Raw genomic sequence first — 17,904 nt, 5'->3', positions numbered from 1 at the left:
CTGGCCGAGGCCCGCGACGCAGAGCCCCGGAAAGGGCGCAGAACCCCGCGCGAGACCCTGTCCGCGGCGGGCTTCCAGCCTCCGGTACGCCAGCCGTGCGACCTCGACCAGACCTCCAGAACGACCGGGTCGCGCTCCCTCGCGGAGCCCTTTTCTGCCCAGCGGGCTTCGCCGCTCGCGACTGCCAACCATACCAACAACCGAGCCCGCGAGCGGGCCGCAGGGGGAAGAATGAGCGCCAATCCGACGCTGGCCGTGGGCCAGGACCGAGCTGTCAGCGATACCGTGAAACTCTATTTCTGGGCGGCGCTGGTGCTGCTGATCGCCGAGCTGATCGGCTCGGTCAGCATCCCGCTGGGCCCGGGCAAGGTGGTGCTGTTGCCGATGATCTGGGCGCTGCTGCTGGGCGCCGCCATTGGCCTGGCCAGCACGCGACTGCCGCAGGGCCTGAGCGTCAGCCGCAGCGCCCAGGTGCGCTCGGCGGCCATCCTGCAGTACGCCTTGCTGATCTTCATCGCCAAGCTCGGCCTGGTGGTGGGCGGTTCCCTGCCCACGGTGATCGCCGCCGGCTGGGCGCTGGCCTTCCAGGAGCTGGGCCATTTCGTCGGCACCATCCTGCTCGGCCTGCCCGTGGCGCTGCTGCTGGGCATCAAGCGCGAGGCCATCGGCGCCACCTTCTCCGTGGGGCGCGAACCGAGCCTGGCGATCATCGGCGAACGCTACGGCATGGACTCCCCGGAAGGCCGCGGTGTGCTCGCCGAGTACCTCACCGGCACCCTGATCGGTGCGGTGTTCATGGCCATCGTCGCCGGCTTCATCGCCAGCCTCAACATCTTCCACCCCTATTCCCTGGCCATGGGCGCCGGCATCGGCTCGGGCAGCATCATGGCCGCCGCGGCCGGTGCGGTGGCGGCCCAGCAGACCCCCGAGGTGGCCAAGGAGGTCATGGCGCTGGCCGCCGCGGCCAACCTCATCACCACCACCCTGGGTACCTATTTCACCCTGTTCATCTCCCTGCCGCTGGCGGTCTGGGGCTATCGGGTGCTGGAGCCGCGTATCGGCCGGACGACCAAGGCCTCCTTCGCCCAGAGCGCGGTAGACCAGACGGTGGTGGACGAGCCGGTGGAGCTGGGCTGGTCGGGACGCCTGAGTGCCTGGTTCGCCGCGGCCGGCCTGGCCCTGCTGGGCACCTTCGTGGCGACCAAGACGCTGCCGGCTGCCGCCCTCATCGCGGTGGCGCTGATGATCGGCGCGGCCGTCGTCGGCGAGCTGCTCTGCCAGCTGTTCCGCCGCAAGGTGCCGGCGGTGTGCTGGGTGTCGCTGGTGGCCATGTTCCTCACCTCGCCCTGGTGCCCGCTGGCGCCGCAGATCACCGCCGCCGCCAACAGCGTCGGCGTGTTGGCGGTGATCACGCCCATGCTGGCCTTCGCCGGCCTGTCCATCGCCAAGGACATCCCGGCCTTTCGCCGGCTGGGCTGGCGCATCGTGGTGGTCTCCCTGACCGCCGGCTTCGGCACCTTCATCGGCGCCGTGTTCATCGCCGAACTCTTCCACTGATCCGCCCCGCGCGCACCGGGTCCCCGGTGCGCTGCTTCCCGCTGCCGTACCGCACCGCCGTCCAATCTCTCCGTTTCTCGCATTTCGTGTGTCGCAGCTCCCAGCCTTGAGGGTTGGACGCTCGCTGTCGTCCGTGGACGATCACCGGCGCTTGAGCTGCGCCCCGAGTTGCAGTATCTATGATGGAAAATTAACAAAAACCGTTAATTTAATAACATCAAGAAAAACGGAGGCGCGCTCGGCATGGGCAAAATCGCGGTCATCGGCAGCAACATGGTCGATCTCATCACCTATATCGAGCGACTGCCTGTCCAGGGCGAGACGCTGGAAGCGCCGGACTTCGCCCTCGGCTGTGGCGGCAAGGGCGCCAACCAGGCGGTCGCCGCGGCCAAGCTGGGCAGCGAGGTGCTGATGGTGACCAAGGTCGGCGACGACCTCTTCGCCGACAACACCCTGGCCAACTTCCGCCGCTTCGGCATCGACACCCGCCACGTCACCCGCGCGCCCGGGCGCTCCAGCGGCGTGGCGCCGATCTTCGTGCAGCCCGATTCGCACAACAGCATCCTCATCGTGAAGGGCGCCAATGCCGCCCTCGGTCCGGCCGACATCCAGGCCGCGGAAGCCGATCTGCGCGACTGCGCGCTGATCGTGCTGCAACTGGAGATCGCCCTGGAGACCGTCTATGCCGCCATCGACTGCGGTCAGCGCCTGGGCATCCCGGTGCTGCTCAATCCGGCGCCGGCGGTGGCCGACCTGAGCGCCGCGCACCTCGCCCGGCTGGACTACTTCGTCCCCAACGAGACCGAGCTGGCCCTGGTCAGCGGCCTGCCGGTGGCGGATCGCGACAGCGCCTTCGCCGCGGCGCGGGTATTGGCCGGTCGCGGCATCCGGCACGTGGTGGTCACCCTGGGCGCCGCGGGCGCGCTGTACGTGGGCGAGGAGGGTGAATTCAGCCTGCCCGGCCAGCGGGTGGCGGCCCTCGACACCACCGGCGCCGGCGATGCCTTCATCGGCTGCTTCGCCCACGGCCGCGTCCAGGGCCTGGGCCTGCGGGAGGCCATGCAGCGGGCGGTGGCCTATTCGGCGCTGTCGGTCACCGGGCGCGGCACCCAGACCTCCTATCCCGAGGCCGCGGTCTTCGAAGACTACCTCGCTTCCCTGGATCTCTGACGCAAGGTCGGCGATCCCTCACCCTGGCACCCTACGGAGAACAACAATGAGCCAGTCACCCCTGCGGCCCAGTGCCGACGGCTACTACCTGAACCGCACGCCGTGGTTCGCCTTCATCCTGCTGTGCTGCATCTTCGCCCTCTGGGCCGCGGCGGCGAGCATGAACGACGTGCTCATCGCCCACTTCAAGAAGGCCTTCCTGCTCAGTGACTTCCAGACCGCCTTCGTCCAGTCGGCCTTCTATCTCGGCTATTTCTTCCTGGCCCTGCCGGCCGCGCTGATGGTGCGGCGCTTCAGCTACAAGACGACCATCCTCTTCGGCCTGTTCCTCTACATGGTCGGCTGCCTGCTGTTCTTTCCCGCCGCCTCCATGGCCAAGTACGGCATGTTCCTGCTGGCGCTGTTCGTGATCGCCGCAGGGCTGTCCTTTCTGGAGACCGCCTGCAACACCTATTCGACCCTGCTCGGGCCGCGCGAGACCGGCACCCGTCGGCTGAACATCTCCCAGACCTTCCACCCCTTCGGCGCCATGACCGGGGTCTACGTCGGCAGCTTCGTGATGTTCAAGGAGGGTGACGCCAGCCAGGCGCAGCTGCTGCAGATGAATCCCGCCGAGGCCGCCGCCCAGCAGTTGCAGATGATCCAGGCCACCCTGACGCCCTACCAGTGGATGATCGGCGTGCTGGTGCTGATCTTCGTGCTCATCGCCTGCACCCGCTATCCGGCCTGCAAGGGCAACGAGCGCGTACGCAGCGAGGGCGACGGCGTCGCCGCCAGCCTGGGTCGGCTGCGGCGTAATCCGCGCTTCGTCTTTGGCGTGCTGGCGCAATTCCTCTACGTCGGCGCCCAGGTCGGCGTCTGGAGCTTCACCATCCGCCTGGCCATGCAACTCGGCGGCATGAACGAGCGCAGCGCCTCCTGGTTCCTGCTCACCACCTTCGCCGCCTATTTCGTCGGCAAGCTGATCGCCAACCTGCTGATGCGCCGCTGGCATCCGGCCAAGGTGCTGGGCGTCTACGGGGTGCTGTGCATCGCGCTGCTGGCCTACACCATCCTGGTGCCCAACATCACCGCGGTGTACGCCGCCGTGGGCGTGAGCATCTTCCTTGGCCCCTGCTGGCCGACCATCTATGGCCTGACCGTCGACGGCATCGGCCGGGACACCGAATTCGGCGGCTCGCTGCTGGTGATGAGCATCGTCGGCGGCGGGGTGATCCCGATCTTCCAGGGCCTGCTGTCGGACTACACCGGCGGCAACATGCAGCTGGCCTATTCGGTGCCGCTGCTGTGCTTCACGGTGATCGTCGCCTACGCCCTCTATTGCCTGCGTCACCCGGCCAGCGAACGGCTGCCGGTGGGCGCCGCCCAGACCGCCTGAGGAGGACGTCGTCATGTCCGTACGCCTGCCCCTGCAGCCTGAGCAATTCACCGCCGACAAGCGCACCCTGCTCGCCAGCGACGCCTTCCAGGTGCGCGCCTGGACCTATTCCTCCGGGGTGCGCGCCCTGGCGCTGGAGAATCGTCGTGGCCGCCTGGTGGTGCTGCCCTACCAGGGGCAGATGATCTGGGACGCCACCTTCGACGGCTGCCGCCTGACCATGCCGGGGCTGTTCGACCAACCGCGGCCGACCCGGCGGATCATCGAGACCTATGGCTGCTTCATGTTCCACGCCGGGGTGCTGCGCAACGGCTGCCCGGCGCCGGAGGACAGCCACGAGTTGCACGGCGAGTTGCCCTGCGCGCCGCTGGACGAGGCCTGGCTGGAACTGGGCCGGGACGCGGAGGGCGATTTCCTGCGTCTGGGCGGCCGCCACGACTACGCCATGGGCTTCGGCGATCGCTATCGCGCCCAGCCCCGCGTGACCCTGAGAGCGGACAGCGCGGTGTTCGAACTGGGCCTGGAGGTGGAAAACCAGGCCGGCCAGCCCATGGACCTGATGTACATGGCGCACATGAACTACGCCTATGTGCCCGGCGGACGCTTCCATGAGCCGCTCGGGGTGGCCCGCACCCGGGTGCGCACCAGCGTGCCGGCCCATGTGCGGCCGACCGCCGACTGGCAGGCCTTCATCGCCGAACTGGCCGAGGACCCCGAGCGACTGCGGGTGCTGGATGCGCCGGCGCGCTACCAGCCGGAGATCGTCAGTTTCATCGATGCGCCGGGGACCGACGCGGCGGGGGAGGCGCATTTCCTGCTGGAGCATCCGGGCGGCGCCGCCTTCTACACGGCCTATCGCCCGCAGGCCTTGCCCCATGCCACGCGCTGGGTGCTGCACAACCCCGATCAGCAGGTGGCGGCCTTCGTGCTGCCGGCGACCTGCGAACCGGAGGGCTATCTGGCCGAGACGGCCAAGGGCCAGGTGCAGCAGCTGCAGCCGGGTGAACGCCGCGCCTTCAGCGTTCGGACCGGCTATCTCGCCGCCGCCGAGCGCGAGGCGCTGCTGGCGCGCCTGGCCGACCCGGCGCGGATCAGGTAAGCAGTTGCGCGCCGTTCGCCTCGATCCGCTCGCGATAGCTGCGCGGAATGCGTCCGTCACTGACCACCAGGTCGAAGTCGCCGAGCGCCGCGAAATGCGCGGCGCGCACCACGTCGAACTTGGTATGGTCGACCAGCAGCAGCCGCTGCTGGGCCTGGCGCAGGACCTTCTGCTTGACCTCGACCTCGTTGAAGTTGAAGCAGGTGACGCCAAAGTCCGCGCTCACCCCGGCCGCCGAGACGAAGGCATGGGTGAGGCGCACGCCATCGAGCACCCCGGTCTCCAGGCGACTCTCGAAAATCTGGTTCTTGCGCTGGAAGGTGCCGCCGCAGACCACCAGGGTGCAGTTGACCTTCTGCTGCAGCTTGAGCAGCACATTGAGCGAATGGCAGACGGCGGTGAATTCCAGGTCATCGGGAATGAAGTCCACCACGAAGGGCGTGGTGGTCCCGCAATCGAGGAAGACGGTGTCGCCGGCGCGGATCTGCGCCGCGGCCAGCCGACCGATGCGACGCTTTTCCTCGACCTGGCGCAGGTCCTGTTCCACCACCTGGTAGCCGGGCGCCTCGCTGCCGCCGACATCGCGGGTGACATGACCGCCGAGCAGGCGCAGGCCGTCCGGCGGGAGCCGCAGGTCGCGTCTCAGGGTCATTTCCGAGACACCCAGCAGCTGGGCCATCTCGCGCAGGTGAATGGCGTGCTGATCCTGCAGCGCCTGGTGCATCAGCTTGAGCCGAGCGGCTTTCTTGCTATCCATGAGGGGTGCGCTACGGGAGTCCGACTAGAGGTGCAGGCCGCACCAACCAAGAATTCTGATCCGATCATACGCTACCCGTGCCTGAGGAGGCCCCATGCAGCTTGAACCCGGCGAACTCGCCAAGACCATCGACCACACCCTGCTCGCCGCCGATGCCCGCCGCGCCCAGATCGACCGCCTGTGCCAGGAGGCGCGCACCCATGGCTTCTATTCGGTGTGCGTGAATTCCGCCCAGGTCCCCCATGCCGCGGCGCAACTGGCCGGCAGCGCGGTCAAGGTCTGCGCGGTGGTGGGCTTTCCGCTCGGCGCCGGGCTGAGCGCGGCCAAGGCCTTCGAGGCCGCGCAGGCCATCGCCGCCGGGGCCGGGGAGATCGACATGGTGCTCAACCTCGGCTGGCTCAAGGATGGCCTGCTGGAAGAGGTGTCCGCCGACATCGCCGCGGTGCAGGCCGCCTGTGGCGCGGTACCGCTCAAGGTGATCCTGGAGACCGGTCTGCTCGACGATGAGCAGAAGCGCCAGGCCTGCCGGATCTGTCGCGACCTCGGCGTCGCCTTCGTCAAGACCTCCACCGGTTTCGGCCATGGCGGCGCGACCCTGGACGATGTCCGCCTGATGCGCGAAGAGGTGGGTCCGGAAATGGGCGTGAAAGCCTCCGGCGGCGTGCGTGACCGCGCCACCGCCCAGGCCATGCTGGACGCCGGCGCGACCCGCCTGGGGACCAGCTCGGGCGTGGCCATCGTCAGCGGTGGCGAGGGTGGGGTGGGGTATTGAACTCCGGAAATCGCCGTCATTTCTCTCTAGGGTAGGGGTGTTTTATCGCGGCCATGGGCCGCTCCTACAGGCTCCGATGTAACCGTAGGAGCGGTCGCTACGGCGCACCGGCATGGCCGCGATAAAGGCATTTGATGACTACCCCGGCCCCTGCCGATAGAGCTTGGAATCGCTGAAATCCCCTGGCGCCAGTACCTCGCCGACCAGGATCAGCGCGGTGCGGCGGAAATCCTTGTCCCGCGCCCGTTCGACGATGTCGGCCAGGGTGCCCCGGACGCTGTCCTGGTCCGGCCAGCTGGCGCGGTGGACGATCGCCACCGGGCAGCCGGGGCCGTAGTGCGGCAGGAGGTCGGCGACGATGCGCTCCAGCTGGCCGACGCCGAGGTGGATGGCCAGGGTCGCGCGATGGCGCGCCAGGTCGGCCAGCGCCTCGCCTTCCGGCATGGCCGTGCGGCTGGCGTAGCGGGTCAGGATCACCGTCTGGCTGACCCCGGGCAGGGTCAGCTCGCAACCCAGCAGGGCGGCGCAGGCGGCGGTGGCGGTGACGCCGGGCACGATCTCGTAGGGAATGCCCAGCGCCTGCAGGCGGCGGATCTGCTCGCCGATGGCGCCGTACAGCGAGGGATCGCCGGAATGCACCCGGGCCACGTCCTGGCCGCGGGCATGGGCGGCGGCCAGATGGCCGACGATGGCATCCAGGTCCAGGTGGGCGGTGTCGATCACCGTCTCGGCCTGGTGACCTTCCAGCACCGCGGGCGGTACCAGGGAGCCGGCATAGAGGATCACCGGGCACTGGCGGATCAGCCGCTGGCCCTTGACGGTGATGAGGTCGGGATCGCCGGGGCCGGCGCCGATGAAATGAACGGTCATGGGGTTTCCTCGGCCAGGGCAGCGAGCAGGTCGGCGACGCTGGCGAATTCACGATCGACGCAGGGCAACTCGGGGCGGCGCAGGATCAGCACCGGCAGACCCCGCTCGCGGGCCACCTGCAACTTGGGCTGGGTGGCGGCGCTGCCACTGTTCTTGCTGATCAGCACATCGAAGTCGCCTTGGGCGAACAGCAGGCGCTCGGCCTCCAAGGCGAAGGGACCACGGTCAGCGATGATCCGCGCCCGTGCGTGGCCGGGATGGGCGTCGAGCAGGCGCAGGGTCCAGAACTGGTGGGGCGGGATTTCCGCGAGGTGCTCCAGGGGTTCGCGACCCAGGGTGAAGAAGGGGCGGGTGAAGGGCGCCAGGGTGGTCTGGAGTTCGCTCCAGTCGGCCACCTCGCGCCAGTCGTCGTCGGGACAAGCCTGCCAGCCGGGGCGGCGCAGGGCCCAGCAGGGGATACCGGACTGGGCCGCGGCCAGGCCGGCGTTGTGGCTGATCCGGGCGGCGTAGGGATGGGTGGCGTCCAGCAGCAACTCGATGCCTTCACTGTGGAGAAAGGCGGCCAGCCCCGCGGCGCCGCCGTAGCCGCCGACCCGCACCTGGCAGGGCAGGTCCTGGGGCACCCGACCGAGACCGGCGAGGCTGTAGAGGGCGTCCGCCTGCAGCGTGCGGGCGATGGCCAGGGCTTCGGTGGTGCCGCCGAGCAGAAGGATCTTCATGGGCGGTCTTCCCCCGGAGCGGCGGAGGTTTCGTCATGCATGGCGCGCCCTCACCCCCGGCCCCTCTCCCCGAGGGAGAGGGGAGGAAAGGCGGTGCCTGGGGGCGGGCGGCGGAGTAGGGGTATTGGTCTCACAGGCGGCTTTCCCGCCGATGATCACAGCGTGCTCAGCAAGCGTCGTGGGCGTCAGCCCGTACGCCAGACTTCCAAGCCACCACCCAATCATCCCCCCTACCCCGCGTGGTGAGGGGGCAAGGCGCAGCTCACCGTCTTCAGGGGTGAAGGAGGCACGCCTAACCGCCCCCTCGCCCCTACGGGGAGATGGCTGGGGTGAGGGGGCAAGGCGCCGCTTGCCGCCGCGGATTAAAGGGTCACACCAAGCCACCCCCTCTCCCCTCGGGGAGAGGGTCGGGGTGAGGGGGGCACGTCCAACCCTCACGGCTTCACCACGTCCAGCAAGGTAATAGGCAGCGCCGCACGCCAGGTGTCGAAGGCGCCCAGCGGCTGGGCCTGGGCCACCTGCAGGCGGGTCAGGTCGCCGCCGTGGCGTTCGCGAAAGGCCACCAGGGCGGCTTCGGTCTGCAGGGTCACGGCATTGGCGACCAGGCGGCCGCCGGGACGCAAGGCGGCCCAGCAGGCGTCCAGCACCCCCGGCGCGGTGAGGCCGCCGCCGATGAAGATGGCGTCCGGGGTGGCCAGACCGGCCAGGGCCTCAGGGGCCAGGCCGGCCACCAGGTGCAGCGCCGGGGCGCCGAGGTGGTCGCGGTTGTGGAGGATATGCGCCTGGCGACCGGCGTCGGCCTCGATGGCCAGCACCCGGCAGCCGGGATGGCTGCGCGCCCATTCGATGCCGATGGAGCCGCAACCGGCGCCCACGTCCCACAGCAGTTCGCCGGGGCGCGGCGCCAGGCGGGCCAGGGTCACGGCGCGCACGTCTCGCTTGGTCAGCTGGCCGTCGTGGCGATAGGCGCTGTCCGGCAGACCCGGGGTGAGCGGCAGACCCGTCTCCCCAGTCTCGCTCAGGACCTCGATGGCCACCAGGTTGAGCGCCGCCGCTTCCGCCAGCGACCAGTCCTGGGCGCGACCGGCGATCCGGCGCTCCAGAGGACCGCCCAGGTGCTCCAGCACCTGCAGCTGGCTGGCGCCGAAGCCCTGGTCCACCAGCAGCGCGGCCAGGGCCGCAGGGCTGTGGCCGTCGTTGCTCAATACCAGCAGGCGGGCGCCCGGGTGCAGATGGCGCACCACGGCGGCCAGCGGGCGGGCCACCACCGACAGCAGGGTGACGTCCTGCAGCGGCCAGCCGAGGCGAGCCGCGGCCAGGGAATAGGAGGAGGGCGCCGGCAGCACCTGCAGTTCGTCGGCCGACAGCTGGCGCGCCAGGCTCGCGCCGACGCCGAACAGCATGGGATCGCCGCTGGCCAGCACGCAGACCGGGGTGCCGCGGCGGTCCAGGACCGGGGCCAGGGCGAAGGGCTGCGGCCAGGGCTCGCGGGTGGCGCGGATGCAGGGTGGCAGCAGCGCCAGCTGGCGCGGACCGCCGATGACGACCCCCGCCTCCAGCAGGGCGCGGCGGGCCTGCTTGCCGAGGCCGGGGTAGCCGTCTTCGCCGATACCCACCACGGTCAGCCAGGGGATCATGAACACACCTCATCGAACGTCAGCCGACCGGGCGTTTTCAAGGGGTCGGGCAAAGCGGGCATAATAACGTCTTTCCCCGTTCAGCCCGACCTTCCGCCGTGAATCCTCCGTCTCCTTCCGCCCTCGTCCCGCGGCCTTCGGCCTGTCCGGGGCTGCTGCGCATCGTGCCCGCGCGCGATGGCGGCCTGTGCCGGGTGAAGTTGCCGGGGGGCCGGCTGACGGCAGCCCAGGCGCGGGCCATCGCCGCCGCCAGCACGCGCTGGGCGAGCGGGGTCCTGGAGCTGACCAACAGGGCCAACCTGCAATTGCGTGGTGTACGCCAGGACGGTGCCGCTGCCCTGGTGGCCGAGCTGCAGGCCGCCGGTCTGGGGCCGGCCGATCCCGCCGCCGATGACGTGCGCAATCTGCTGCTCAGCCCGTCTGCCGGCAGGGATCCGCAGCAGCTGCGCGACGTTCGTCCCCTGGCCGCCGAATTGCTCGCCCTGCTGGAAGGCGACCGCCGCCTGCATGGGCTGTCGGCCAAGTTCGCTCTGCAACTGGACGGCGGCGAAGCCCTGGCCCGGCTCGACCATCCCCATGATGTCTGGCTGTCGGCGCGCGCCGAGGGCTATGTCCTTGGCCTGGCTGGCACCCCAGCGGATGCGCCCCTGGGCCTGATCCCCGCGGGACGCGAGGTGGCCACGGTGGCGACCCTGCTGCATCGCTTCCTTGACCTGGCTGACCCTGAACAGAGCCGCATGAGACAGCTGCTTGCGCAACGGCCGGTCGAGGAGCTGCTGGCCGGTCTTGGTCTGCTGCCGACTCAGAGCCACCCACGTGCGCCAGCGGAAATCGCAGGACGCCTCGGTAGCCATCCTCAGCGGCAATCCGGCTTGTGTTGGGTTGGCGTCCAACCGGCTTTGGGCCGCCTGCCGGCCACGACTTTAGAGGCAGTCGCCGACCTGGCCGAACACCACGGCAATGGCGACCTGCACCTCACCCCCTGGCAGGGCCTGCTGCTGCCCGATGTACCGGTCGACCAGGCCGCCAAGCTGCTCGCCGCGCTGGCCACCCTGGAGCTGATCACCGATCCCGCCGCGCCCCTGGCCCGGCTGGTCGCCTGTACCGGCAGTCAGGGCTGCGCCAAGGGCCGGGCCGACACCAAGGGCGATGCCCTGCGCCTGGCCGAGCGGCTGCCGGCCGGCGTCGAGGTGCACCTCTCCGGTTGCCCGCGCAGCTGCGCCCTGGCCGGACAGGCACCCCACACCCTGCTGGCGATGGCCCCCGGTCGCTATGACCTCTTCGTGCGCGACGCCACCCAGCCCGGTCCGGGCCGGCGGCGCGCCACCCATTTGTCCCTCGACGAGGCCGCCGCCTGGCTGGCCCGGAGTCCCAGTGATGCTTGAATACGAACGCGACGGCCAGGCGATCTATCGCCAATCCTTCGCCACCATCCGCGCCGAGGCCGATCTCTCGGCCATCCCCGCCGACCTGGAAAAGCTCGCCGTGCGGGTGATCCACGCCTGCGGCATGGTCGACGTGGTCCAGGACCTGGCCTTTTCCCCGGGGGCCGGGGCGGCCGGGCGCGCGGCGCTGGCGGCCGGCGCGCCCATCCTCTGCGATGCGCGCATGGTCGCCGAGGGCGTCACCCGTACCCGCTTGCCAGCGAATAATCAGGTGATCTGCACCCTGCACGACGAGGGCATCCGCGAGCTGGCCGTGGCCCAGGGCAACACCCGCTCGGCGGTGGCCCTGGAGCGCTGGCGGCCGCACCTGGCCGGCAGCGTGGTGGTGATCGGCAATGCCCCCACCGCGCTGTTCTATCTGCTGGAAATGCTCGACGCCGGGGCGCCCAGGCCGGCGCTGATCCTCGGCATGCCGGTGGGCTTCGTCGGGGCGATGGAGTCCAAGGACGCCCTGGCCGCCGACAGCCGCGGCGTACCCTATGTCATCGTCCGCGGCCGGCGGGGCGGCAGTGCCATGGCCGCCGCGGCGGTCAACGCCCTGGCTACGGAGGTGGAGTGATGGCAGGCCGCCTGCTCGGCCTGGGCGTCGGCCCCGGCGATCCGGAACTCATCACCCTCAAGGCCCTGCGCCTGCTGCAGGGCGCGCCGGTGGTGGCCTATTTCGTCGCCAAGGCCAAGGCCAACGCGGGCCAGGGCGGCAATGCCTATGGCGTCATCGAGGGCTATCTGCTGGACGGCCAGCAGCGCCTGCCGCTGGTCTATCCGGTGACCACCGAGAAGCTGGCACCGCCGCTGTCCTACGAGACGGTGATCGCCGACTTCTACGACACCGCCGCCGCCCAGGTGGCCGACCATCTGGACGCCGGCCGCGACGTGGCGGTGATCTGCGAGGGCGATCCCTTCTTCTACGGCTCCTACATGTACCTGCACGACCGCCTGGCCGAGCGCTACGAGGCCCAGGTGGTGCCGGGGGTCTGCTCCATGCTCGGCGGCGTGGCCATGCTCGGCCTGCCGCTGGTCTATCGCAACCAGACCCTGACGGTGCTCTCCGGTGTGCTCTCCGCGGAAGAACTCAAGGCGCGCCTGGCCAGCGCCGACGCCGCCGTGGTGATGAAGCTGGGGCGCAACTTCGAGAAGGTGCGCCAGGTGCTGCGTGAGCTGGGTCTGGACGAGCGCGCCCGCTACATCGAGCGCGCCACCATGGACAATCAGCGCATCGTCGCGCTGGACGCCGTCGACCCCATGGCCTCGCCGTATTTCTCGCTGGTGGTGGTGCCGGGGGTGAAATGGAAGGGTTGAGCCCGGCCATCGTCATCCTCGGTCCCGGCGCCCTGGCCACCGCCCGCCGCTTGCAGGCCGGCCTGCCGGGCAGCCTGGTGCATGGCCTGGCTGGGCGGGTCGAGGGCGACGTCAGCTACAGCGCCTTCGGCGATCACCTGCGTGACCTCTATCGGCAGCAGCGCCCGCTGCTGGTGCTCTGCGCCGCCGGCATCGTCATCCGCAGCCTGGCGTCCTTGCTGGACGACAAGACCGCCGAGCCGCCGGTGCTGGCCGTGGCCGAAGACGGCAGCGCCGTGGTGCCGCTGCTGGGCGGCCTGGCCGGCGCCAATCGCCTGGCCCGTCAGCTCGGTACGCTGCTGAACGTGGCCCCGGCCATCACCACCAGTGGCGAACTGAGATTCGGCACCTGCCTGCTCGATCCGCCGGCCGGCTATGCCCTGGCCGATGTCGACGTGGCCAAGCACCGGGTGGCCGATCTGCTGGCCGGCGCCCCGGTACGCATCGAGGGCGAGGCGCCCTGGCTGGACGCGGTGCCCCTGGCCCGCGATCCCGCGGCGCGGCAGCGCATCCTGGTCTCGCCACTGGCCAGCGCTGACGATCACACCCTGCTGATCCATCCCCGCGCCGTGCTGGTGGCGGTACGCGCCGATGCCACCGCCACCGCCGTCACCGCGCTGCTCGCCAGCGCCGGCTATGCGCCGGGCGCCGTGGCGCTGCTGCTGGCGCGGGCGGAAGACATGGCCGCGCCCGGTCTCGCCGAGCTGAGCCAGACGCTGGCCGTACCCCTGAGATTCGTCGACGCCCGTACCCCGGACTTCGCCCGGGCGTCGGTGGCGCGGGCCCAGGCCCAGGGCCTCGCCCTGCACCTGCATGACCGGCCGCTGGACGCCGAGGACCTGGGCCAGCGCCGCGGGCGCCTCAGCGTGGTGGGCCTCGGCCCCGGCGCGGCGGAGCTCATGGCGCCGGTGGTGCGCCGCGCCCTGGACCAGGCTCAGGACGTGCTCGGCTACGCCACCTACGTGCAGATGGCCGGTCCCTTGCGCCCGGATCAGCTGGCCCATGCCAGCGACAACCGCGAAGAATTGCAGCGCGCCCGCCACGCCTTCGAACTGGCCGCCAGCGGTCGCCAGGTGGTCATGGTGTCGTCCGGCGATCCGGGCGTCTTCGCCATGGCCGCCGCGGTGCTGGAGGTGCTGGAAGGCGCCGACGATCCGCGCTGGGCGGCGGTGGAGCTGGAGATCCTCCCGGGCATCACCGCGGCCATGGCCAGCGCCGCCCTGGCCGGCGCGCCCCTGGGCCACGACTTCTGCCTGATCTCCCTGTCCGACAACCTCAAGCCCTGGGCGGTGATCGAGCAGCGCCTGCGCCAGGCCGCCGCGGCGGACCTGGCCATGGCCTTCTACAACCCCATCTCCAAGGCCCGGCCGCATCAGCTGGAGCGGGCGCTGGACGTCCTGCGCAGCTGCCGTCCGGCGAACACCCCGGTGATCCTCGGCCGCGACGTCGGCCGTCCCGGTGGCGGTCTCGAATACACCAGCCTCGGCGCGCTGCGCAGCGACATGGTGGATTCACGCACCCTGGTGATCCTCGGCTCCAGCCATACCCGGCGTTTCCCGCGGGCCGGTGGCGGCGAGTGGGTCTATACGCCGCGCTGGTACGATCCGGAATTGTTATAAAGTAACATTTAGTGCTTGAATCCTGGTTGCTGCTGGCTCACCCTCGGCGACCTTCCTGTTCCCTGGCGGGAAGCCGGTGCAACTCCGGCGCGGTCGCGCCACTGTGAGCTTCGCGAGAAGCGAGCCAGACCTTGCCAGGGGCTACCCAACATCCACAAGGGACGCGTCATCCCAAGGAGAGTCCATGTTTCGCCATCTTCTGCCGCTGCTCGCCGCCGGCCTGTTGTCCGTTGCCTCTCTCACCACCCAGGCGGCCACCGCCTATCCGCTGACCGTGCACAACTGCGGTCGTGAACTGGTCTTCGAGCGCGCGCCCCAGCGGCTGGTCAGCCTCGGTCAGGCCAGCACCGAGTTGCTCCTGCGCCTGGGCGTGGGCGCGCGGCTGGTGGGCACCGGCGTCTGGTTCGGCGGCTTGCCCGCGGACCTGCAGGCGGCGGGCAAGGGCATTCCGCGGCTGGCCGACAACGCCCCCAGCTTCGAGGCCGTGGTCGGCACCCGGCCGGACCTGGTGGCGGCCCAGTACACCTATCACGTCGGCCCCGGTGGCGAGGTGGCGGACTTCCCGCGCTTCGCCAAGCTGGGCATCGCCGCCTATGTGGCGCCCAGCGATTGCGAGGGCAAGGCGGTGACCGCCGATTCCAACAGCGATGGCAGCCGCAGCGCGCCCTTCGACATGCAGCTGGTGACCCGCGAAGCCCGGGAGCTGGCGGCCATCCTCGATGTGCAGCCGGCCGGCGAGCGTCTGGTCGCCGACCTGGACCGCCGTATCGCCGCCGCGGGCGAGCAGGCCAAAGCCGCCGGGGTGCAGGGCCGCTCGGTGCTGTTCTGGTTTTCCAGTCCGCGGCTGGAAGGGGATCCCTGGGTCGCCGGCAACCTCGGTGCGCCGGCCTGGATCGCCCGGGCCTTGGGCCTGCGCAACGTGGTCGACAGCGCCGAGGAATGGCCGGCGGTGAGCTGGGAGCGCATCGCCAGCCTGGACCCTGACTATATCGTCGTGGCGCGCATGGACCGGCGTCTCTACCCAGCCGATGACGTAGACAAGAAGCTGGCCTTCCTGCGCAGCGATCCCCTGACCCGCGAATTGCGCGCGGTACGCGAGAATCATCTGCTGGTGGTAGACGCCCCGACCCTCAATCCCTCGCTGCGGGTGGTGGACAGCGTCGAGACCCTGGCCGCCGACCTGGCCAAGCCGCAACCATGAGTCTGCCCCTCGCGGCCGAAGGCGCCCGGCCCTGGCGCTGGCTGCTGGGCCTGGCCGCGGTGCTGGCGCTGGCGGCGAGCGTGGTGCTGGCGGCGTCCTTCGGCGAGATGCCCATCGCGCCCCTGACCAGTCTGCAGGCCATCGCCAACGGCCTCGGCCTGGGGCCCTATCCGGTGGAGCGCATCGTCCAGGGCATCGTCTGGGAATACCGCCTCAGTCGCGCCCTGGTGGCCGCCTGCTGCGGTGCGGGCCTGGCGGTCTCGGGGGCCATCCTCCAGGCGCTGCTGCGCAACGCCCTGGCCGAGCCCTATGTGCTCGGCCTGTCGGCCGGCGCCTCCACCGGCGCGGTGCTGGTGATGCTGCTGGGCGTCGGCGGCGGGGTGCTTGGTGTCTCCCTGGGCGCCTTTCTCGGCGCGGTGCTGGCCTTCGCCGTGGTGCTGCCCTTTCTCGGCAGCGGCGGCAGTACCCGCATCATCCTCGCCGGGGTGGCGGCTTCCCAGCTGTTCAATGCCCTGACCGCCTATATCGTTGCCACCGCGGCCAATGCCGAGCAGGCGCGCAGCGTGATGTTCTGGCTGCTCGGCAGCCTGGCCGGGGTGCGCTGGCCGGATGTCTGGCTGGCCGCCGGGGTGGTGCTCGCCGGGCTGCTGGTGTGCCTGGCCTGCGCCCGGGCGCTGGATGCCTTCGCCTTTGGCGAAGACGCCGCCGCCAGCCTCGGGGTGGCGGTGGGACCGCTGCGCCTGCTGCTGCTGGCCGTCACCGGCCTGATCACCGCCTGCCTGGTCAGCCTGGTGGGCGCGGTGGGCTTCGTCGGCCTGGTGATCCCCCATGTGGCGCGTTTCCTGGTCGGTCCGGGGCATGGCCGGCTGCTGCCCACCTGCGCCCTGATCGGCGCGCTGTTCATGGTGCTGGCCGACATCGTCGCCCGCACCCTGGTGGCTAAGCAGACCCTGCCCATCGGCGTGGTCACCGCCCTGGTCGGTGCCCCGGCCTTCGCCTTCATCCTCTATCGCGCACGGGAGGTCCGATGAGCCTCGCCGCGCGCGACGTGGCCTGGAGCGCCGGCGGCCAGCCGATCCTCGCCGGGGTGACCCTCGCGGTGCCGCCCGGTGGGGTGCTCGGACTGCTCGGCCCCAATGGCTCGGGCAAGTCCAGTCTGCTGCGGCTGCTGGCCGGGCTGCGGCGGCCGGAGGAGGGTAGGGTCAGTCTCGACGGGACGCCGCTGGCCGAGCTGCGCCGGCGCGACCTGGCGCGTCGGGTCGCCCTGGTGGAGCAGCAGGCGGGTACCGAGGCCGATCTGTCGGTGGCCGAGGTGGTGCGCCTGGGGCGCACGCCCCATCGTGGCCTGCTCGATGCCTGGAGCGCGCGCGACGCCGAGGTCTGCCAGCGCGCCCTGGCCCAGGTCGGCCTGGTCGACAAGGCGGCACGGCGCTGGCACAGCCTCTCCGGCGGCGAGCGCCAGCGCGCCCAGATCGCCCGTGCCCTGGCCCAGGAGCCCAGCGAACTGCTGCTGGACGAACCCACCAACCACCTCGATATCCAGCACCAGCTGGAGATCCTCGACTTGGTCCGCCGCCTGCCGGCGACCTGCGTGCTGGCCATCCACGATCTCAACCTCGCCGCGCTGTTCTGCGATCGCCTGGCGGTGCTGCGCGACGGCCGCCTGGTCGCCGAAGGCGCCCCCGGCGAGGTGCTGACGGCCGCGCTGATCCAGCAGGTCTGGGGGGTGAGGGCGCAGGTGACGCTGGACGGTCCCGACGGTCGGCCGTCGATCCGCTATCGACTGGGCTGACGGCGCCGCACCGGGCCGGCCCGTTCTTCGATCGCCTGCCTGAGCTGCTGGCGACCGCCCAGCCAGAAGACGGCTTCGGTGGCGATGAACAGCGGGCCGATGGCCAGGCCGGCCAGGTCGTCGAGAAAGGCCGGCTTGCGCCCCTCGTAGTGGTGGCCGACGAACTGGATGGCCCAGCCGACCAGGAACAGACCCAGCCCCCAGGCCAGCCAGACACCCGTGGTCTGGGCCGCCAGCGCGGCGCCCAGCCAGAGGGCGAGCGCGAGCAGGACGCTCATCAGCAGCCCCAGCGGCCGATCCAGGCGCAGATAGAAGAGCGCCACCGCACCGGCCACCGGCACCGCGGGTGACAGCGGCCAGCCGGCCAGGCTGAAGACCGGTCGGGACAGCAGGATGGCCACCGCCAGCACGATCAGCAGGATGCCGGGGAAGTGGCTGGCGATATTGCGCGGATCGCGGTGGTAGCTCGCGTACTGGCTGAGATGATCTTCCAGGGTCTTCATCGACAGGCATCCAGGCGGCTGGGCGGGAAGCCTTAGCATGCACCTGG

At 70.5% G+C, this 17,904-nt stretch carries 17 protein-coding genes and 1 riboswitch; of the genes, 12 read left to right on the top strand and 5 right to left on the bottom strand.

The features are described from left to right. Positions 1 to 231 precede the first annotated feature (231 nt). From OXS31_RS07600 to OXS31_RS07585, 4 genes are all read left to right on the top strand, one after another. On the top strand, positions 232 to 1,557 hold the full coding sequence (locus OXS31_RS07600) for a DUF3100 domain-containing protein (protein ID WP_027598814.1): 1,326 nt from the start codon (positions 232 to 234) through the stop codon (positions 1,555 to 1,557). Between the two features lie 243 nt (positions 1,558 to 1,800). Next, entirely contained in the window at positions 1,801 to 2,727 is a 927-nt protein-coding gene (gene rbsK / locus OXS31_RS07595; RefSeq protein ID WP_027601062.1) for a ribokinase, read from the top strand. A gap of 46 nt (positions 2,728 to 2,773) precedes the next feature. Beyond that, positions 2,774 to 4,105 carry an L-fucose:H+ symporter permease gene (gene fucP / locus OXS31_RS07590; RefSeq protein WP_027598812.1) on the top strand — a complete coding sequence of 444 codons (1,332 nt, stop codon included), beginning with the start codon at positions 2,774 to 2,776 and terminating at the stop codon, positions 4,103 to 4,105. Positions 4,106 to 4,118: 13 nt separating this feature from the next. Beyond that, complete coding sequence (locus OXS31_RS07585; RefSeq protein ID WP_267398609.1) at positions 4,119 to 5,204, top strand: aldose 1-epimerase family protein; 1,086 nt, start codon at positions 4,119 to 4,121, stop codon at positions 5,202 to 5,204. Here the strand turns inward: OXS31_RS07585 and deoR are convergent. Then, positions 5,197 to 5,961 (bottom strand): DNA-binding transcriptional repressor DeoR, encoded by a 765-nt coding sequence (deoR, locus tag OXS31_RS07580; protein WP_027601060.1) that lies wholly within the window; start codon positions 5,959 to 5,961, stop codon positions 5,197 to 5,199. The genes OXS31_RS07585 and deoR overlap by 8 nt on opposite strands. Before the next feature lie 94 nt (positions 5,962 to 6,055). On the opposite strand from deoR, the gene deoC reads away from it, so the two are divergent. Continuing rightward, positions 6,056 to 6,733 (top strand): deoxyribose-phosphate aldolase, encoded by a 678-nt coding sequence (gene deoC / locus OXS31_RS07575; RefSeq protein ID WP_144948591.1) that lies wholly within the window; start codon positions 6,056 to 6,058, stop codon positions 6,731 to 6,733. A 138-nt stretch (positions 6,734 to 6,871) separates the two neighbouring features. Here deoC and cobM read toward each other — a convergent pair whose 3' ends face one another. The 3 genes from cobM to cbiE form a co-directional block, all read right to left on the bottom strand. Next, positions 6,872 to 7,603, bottom strand: a complete 732-nt coding sequence (gene cobM / locus OXS31_RS07570; protein WP_027598808.1) for a precorrin-4 C(11)-methyltransferase — start codon at positions 7,601 to 7,603, stop codon at positions 6,872 to 6,874. Next, positions 7,600 to 8,322: a cobalt-precorrin-6A reductase gene (locus tag OXS31_RS07565; RefSeq protein ID WP_197851190.1), complete on the bottom strand. Its 723-nt coding sequence runs from the start codon at positions 8,320 to 8,322 to the stop codon at positions 7,600 to 7,602. The genes cobM and OXS31_RS07565 overlap by 4 nt, the downstream gene beginning before the upstream one ends. 434 nt (positions 8,323 to 8,756) lie before the next feature. After that, entirely contained in the window at positions 8,757 to 9,959 is a 1,203-nt protein-coding gene (cbiE, locus tag OXS31_RS07560) for a precorrin-6y C5,15-methyltransferase (decarboxylating) subunit CbiE (RefSeq protein ID WP_267398605.1), read from the bottom strand. Between the two features lie 98 nt (positions 9,960 to 10,057). On the opposite strand from cbiE, the gene cobG reads away from it, so the two are divergent. The 7 genes from cobG to OXS31_RS07525 all read left to right on the top strand — a co-directional run bounded on the left by cobG (position 10,058) and on the right by OXS31_RS07525 (position 17,354). Continuing rightward, a complete protein-coding gene (gene cobG / locus OXS31_RS07555; protein ID WP_346659862.1) occupies positions 10,058 to 11,344 on the top strand; it encodes a precorrin-3B synthase in 1,287 nt (428 codons plus the stop codon). Next, positions 11,337 to 11,963, top strand: coding sequence for a precorrin-8X methylmutase (locus tag OXS31_RS07550; protein WP_017642945.1), 627 nt, complete (start codon positions 11,337 to 11,339; stop codon positions 11,961 to 11,963). The genes cobG and OXS31_RS07550 overlap by 8 nt, the downstream gene beginning before the upstream one ends. Beyond that, positions 11,963 to 12,703: a precorrin-2 C(20)-methyltransferase gene (locus OXS31_RS07545; RefSeq protein ID WP_007161114.1), complete on the top strand. Its 741-nt coding sequence runs from the start codon at positions 11,963 to 11,965 to the stop codon at positions 12,701 to 12,703. Before OXS31_RS07550 ends, OXS31_RS07545 begins: the two co-directional genes overlap by 1 nt. After that, positions 12,691 to 14,361 (top strand): precorrin-3B C(17)-methyltransferase, encoded by a 1,671-nt coding sequence (gene cobJ / locus OXS31_RS07540; protein ID WP_267398603.1) that lies wholly within the window; start codon positions 12,691 to 12,693, stop codon positions 14,359 to 14,361. The genes OXS31_RS07545 and cobJ overlap by 13 nt, the downstream gene beginning before the upstream one ends. A gap of 6 nt (positions 14,362 to 14,367) precedes the next feature. Continuing rightward, positions 14,368 to 14,515, top strand: a riboswitch (cobalamin riboswitch). A 30-nt stretch (positions 14,516 to 14,545) separates the two neighbouring features. After that, the gene (locus OXS31_RS07535) at positions 14,546 to 15,562 is read left to right on the top strand and encodes an ABC transporter substrate-binding protein (protein ID WP_144948600.1); all 1,017 of its coding nucleotides are present in this window, start codon (positions 14,546 to 14,548) and stop codon (positions 15,560 to 15,562) included. Beyond that, a complete protein-coding gene (locus OXS31_RS07530; RefSeq protein ID WP_017642949.1) occupies positions 15,559 to 16,593 on the top strand; it encodes an iron ABC transporter permease in 1,035 nt (344 codons plus the stop codon). Before OXS31_RS07535 ends, OXS31_RS07530 begins: the two co-directional genes overlap by 4 nt. Further along, the gene (locus OXS31_RS07525; protein WP_027598801.1) at positions 16,590 to 17,354 is read left to right on the top strand and encodes an ABC transporter ATP-binding protein; all 765 of its coding nucleotides are present in this window, start codon (positions 16,590 to 16,592) and stop codon (positions 17,352 to 17,354) included. The genes OXS31_RS07530 and OXS31_RS07525 overlap by 4 nt, the downstream gene beginning before the upstream one ends. Here OXS31_RS07525 and OXS31_RS07520 read toward each other — a convergent pair. Continuing rightward, positions 17,339 to 17,857, bottom strand: coding sequence for an Mpo1-like protein (locus OXS31_RS07520; protein WP_144948602.1), 519 nt, complete (start codon positions 17,855 to 17,857; stop codon positions 17,339 to 17,341). The genes OXS31_RS07525 and OXS31_RS07520 overlap by 16 nt on opposite strands. Positions 17,858 to 17,904 lie beyond the last annotated feature (47 nt).

This window comes from Pseudomonas sp. GM_Psu_1 (genome assembly GCF_026544185.1).
GTDB classification, from domain to species: Bacteria; Pseudomonadota; Gammaproteobacteria; order Pseudomonadales; family Pseudomonadaceae; genus Chryseomonas; species Chryseomonas oryzihabitans.
This window is presented reverse-complemented; position numbering and strand designations above follow the sequence as displayed.